This is a genomic window from Parasphingorhabdus sp. (genome assembly GCF_036963705.1).
Classification (GTDB): Bacteria; Pseudomonadota; Alphaproteobacteria; order Sphingomonadales; family Sphingomonadaceae; genus Parasphingorhabdus.
On record NZ_JBALUT010000131.1, the window covers coordinates 1 to 3,311 of the forward strand.

5 protein-coding genes are annotated in these 3,311 nt (G+C 57.5%); all 5 read left to right on the forward strand.

The window, feature by feature from the left end:
* Positions 1–351: aminotransferase class IV (locus V7680_RS15215; protein WP_335654104.1), on the forward strand; the 351-nt coding region annotated here is incomplete at its 5' end.
* A 31-nt stretch (positions 352–382) separates the two neighbouring features.
* Positions 383–565 (forward strand): type II toxin-antitoxin system HicA family toxin, encoded by a 183-nt coding sequence (locus V7680_RS15220; protein ID WP_335654105.1) that lies wholly within the window; start codon positions 383–385, stop codon positions 563–565.
* A gap of 12 nt (positions 566–577) precedes the next feature.
* A complete protein-coding gene (locus tag V7680_RS15225) occupies positions 578–964 on the forward strand; it encodes a type II toxin-antitoxin system HicB family antitoxin (RefSeq protein WP_335654106.1) in 387 nt (128 codons plus the stop codon).
* A gap of 817 nt (positions 965–1,781) precedes the next feature.
* Positions 1,782–2,342 (forward strand): hypothetical protein, encoded by a 561-nt coding sequence (locus tag V7680_RS15230; RefSeq protein ID WP_335654107.1) that lies wholly within the window; start codon positions 1,782–1,784, stop codon positions 2,340–2,342.
* Between the two features lie 197 nt (positions 2,343–2,539).
* Positions 2,540–3,311: DNA topoisomerase IB (locus tag V7680_RS15235; protein WP_442955066.1), on the forward strand; the 772-nt coding region annotated here is incomplete at its 3' end.

Consider the following 3,311-nt stretch of genomic DNA (forward strand, 5'->3'; position numbering starts at 1 on the left):
CAATGTCGGCTGGTACCGATGCAGGCCGACAAGGCGGATTTCCGCCTCCACCACAAGACCAGCGACCGGCGGGTTTATCAGGTCGAGGGGCTGGGCGAGGGCGTTCACCCGGTGTTTGTCGATGGTGATGGTTTTATCACCGAGGGCGCGATCTGGAATATATTTGTCGAGCGCGACGGCAAGCTGCTGACGCCGCCGCTGGAACGCGGCGTATTGCCGGGCGTGCTGCGGGCGGAGCTGCTGGAGAGCGGGCAGGCGGTCGAGGCGGACCTGCGCGCGGAGGATCTGGCTGGCGGGTTTTTGGTGGGGAATAGTGTTCGGGGGTTGGTGGCCGCCACAACCGCCGGTTGACTTTTACATCAACGTGTGTATATAAATACACATGGAGCGGAGCAGTAAGCAGATCATCAAGCGGCTTCGCAAGGAGGGCTTTGAACTGGTTTCGATCAGGGGCTCTCACCATAAATATCGCAAGGATGATCGCACGATCATTGTCCCGCACCCCAGGAAAGATCTGCCTGTCGGCACGGCGCGCAGCATCGCCCGGATGGCGGGATGGATTTGAAAGGCCGAACCCATGTTTTATTTTGCTGTCGTGCATAAGGATGAAGACAGCGCCTTCGGAATTTCCTTTCCGGACGTGCCCGGCTGTTTTTCCGCTGCGGATCGGGAAGAGGATATCATCGCCAATGCAATCGAGGCGCTGTCGCTCTATTTCGAGGATGAACAACTGATCCCCGCCAGCCCGATTGGCGACATCCAGAAGCGCGCCGCCGACGATCTGAAGCAAGGCGCGTTCCTGATCCAGATCCCTTATTTGCAACGTACCGGCCGGACCGGACGCTATAATGTCTCACTCGACACCGGGATTGTCAAAATGATCGACAGCGCCGCCCGCACCCGTAAAATGACGCGCAGCGCGTTTCTGGAGGATGCGGCGTTGAAGGAGATTGGGGTGGGGTGAGGGGGCGATCAGGTTCAGGCTAATTGGTGCATAGTCACCGAAATGTATCGAGCGCGATGGCAAGCTGCTGACGCCGCCGTTGGCGAGGGGTGTATTGCCGGGCGTGTTGCGGGCGGAGGATCTGGCTGGCGGGTTTTTTGTGGGGAATAGTGTTCGGGGGTTGGTGTCAGCGGAGACGGTGAATTAGTGCGCTGTCACTGTTAATCCGGTCAAACCGCTATCAATAATCCGGTACAACCGAAGGTCCACCGACCTCGCGGCATTTGAGATCGATCGTCCGCCATTCGAGATCGCTGGGCGACCGATCAATGCGTGCAACTTCCTGATCCACGCAACGCTCTGTCGGGGTTCTGTCATCTTGCTCCCGAAGCGCTCTCTTGAGTCTCAACAAAGCGCGACGTTCTGCCTCGGAAATTTGACCCGGTTGCATTTGGGCACTGGCATGCGCCCTGTGTTCAGCATGTGCATGGTCGGTTTGCGTTGAATTATTCCCCGAGTTTGCCATCAGGGACACTCCAGCCATCATCGCGAGTATCAGCCGGTGCAGATTTCGGGTTCCGGGGACCGGCCGTCGACCGGCGTCGTTAAAGGTTTCTGTCATCATCTGTAATTTCCGTTCCTGTTTCCAGGCAGTTGATGGAATTCTGACATCCCGAAATCTCCAGATCCAGCAGCGATTCGGACACTAATAATGCCTGATTTTGACATAGGCACAATTAACAGAAACTGACGGGGAGCGGGCCGGCAGATTTGCGGCTATCGGAGTATGAATGTTGATGCCTTGCTGAATTCGATGATTTCGAGCATGCCTTGATCAATGAGCAAATCGAAATCGACGCGCGAGGAAAAAGAGCACCAGCAGCTTATGCGGCTGGCAATGTCGGCGAGGGATTTTCGCCATGCCTTGAGTGCTGCAACTTTTTTGACCGAAGAGTGCGATTGGATCAAGAGTTATAGCAATGCGGAAAGACGTAAGTTGCATTGTTACGAAACAACAATGGTCGTCGCATACGGTCGACCTTTCGTTCAGTCGCGCGGTCAGGTCGCACCACCCTTCAACTGGAATATGGTACCCGAGCTTGAACTTGAACCTGACGAAAGGCGGCTTCACGAGCAGCTGCTCACATACCGAAACAAGCTGCACGCGCACTCAGATAGCGACTTTACTAATATGGGTTTGGAAATCTGGCGAACGCCTCTACCGGATGGTGAATTCCATGACTTCTTGGCAGTGCGCGGCGGCGAGTCGTTAAACTTCGAGGAGAATGAGGTCGATCAAATACATCGGATGTTGTGGAAGATCCAGCATCACGTTGACGCTGCCCTGCAGGCGCACCCTGCATCGCGCGACGGCCTTCCAGTCATCGCCATTGGATGAACGGCGGCTTTCCATCCCTTCATAACCTGCCAATAAAACATTCCCCATCACGCCGGGAACCGATCCCCACGGTCCGAGTTTCTCGATCATGGAAAATCAAACCCAAAAACCCGCCGACATCCTGTCCGGCACAACCACCAAAGCCTCAACCGCGCCGCTATCGGCACACACCGAACCACCCCCACCGGACCCAACCCGTGATCCAGCTTAGCCAAAACGGAACCTCCCTCCGCATCCCCAGCCTCGTCTATACCAGCGACGAGCAGCCCGGCATCTCGCGGGTGCGGCGGGGGCGGGGGTTTCAATATTTGTTGCCGGACAAGCGCCCGCTGAAATGCAGCGTCGAACTGGCGCGGATCAGGAAGCTGGGCGTGCCGCCTGCCTATACCGATGTGTGGATTTGCCCGAAGGCCAATGGCCATATTCAGGCGACCGGTTTCGATGCCGCGACGCGCAAGCAATATCGCTATCATGACCAGTGGCGCGTCTATCGCGACCGGCAGAAATTCGAATCGCTGGCGGAATTTGCCACGACGCTGCCGCGAATCCGGCGCAAGGTGAACGCGCTGCTCAAGCTGGAGCAGCACGGTGATGTCACGAGCAAGGATGTGGCGATTGCCGCGCTGGTCCGGCTGATCGACCGCACGGCGATCCGGGTCGGCGGCAGCTCGCGGATGAGCAAGGGGGCGACCACGCTGGACAACCGGAACGTCAGCTATGGCGAGGATTTGATGCGCTTGCGCTATCGCGCCAAGGGCGGGAAACGGGTGAGCTGCAGCCTGCGCGACACCCGTCTGCAGAAGATATTGGAGCAGATCGACGATCTGCCCGGCAAAAGATTGTTCCAATATGTCGGCAGCGACGGCGAGGTCCATCCGCTCGACAGCGGCGACGTCAACGACTGGCTGAAAGAGGCGTCGGGCATGGAGAGTCTGAGCGCAAAAATGTTCCGCACCTGGCACGGCAGCG

Bases quoted from the DNA above. Each gene is read 5' to 3' on its own strand.
- V7680_RS15220 (WP_335654105.1), top strand. From the start codon at position 383: ATGGAGCGGAGCAGTAAGCAGATCATCAAGCGGCTTCGCAAGGAGGGC.
- V7680_RS15225 (WP_335654106.1), top strand. From the start codon at position 578: ATGTTTTATTTTGCTGTCGTGCATAAGGATGAAGACAGCGCCTTCGGA.
- V7680_RS15230 (WP_335654107.1), top strand. From the start codon at position 1,782: ATGAGCAAATCGAAATCGACGCGCGAGGAAAAAGAGCACCAGCAGCTT.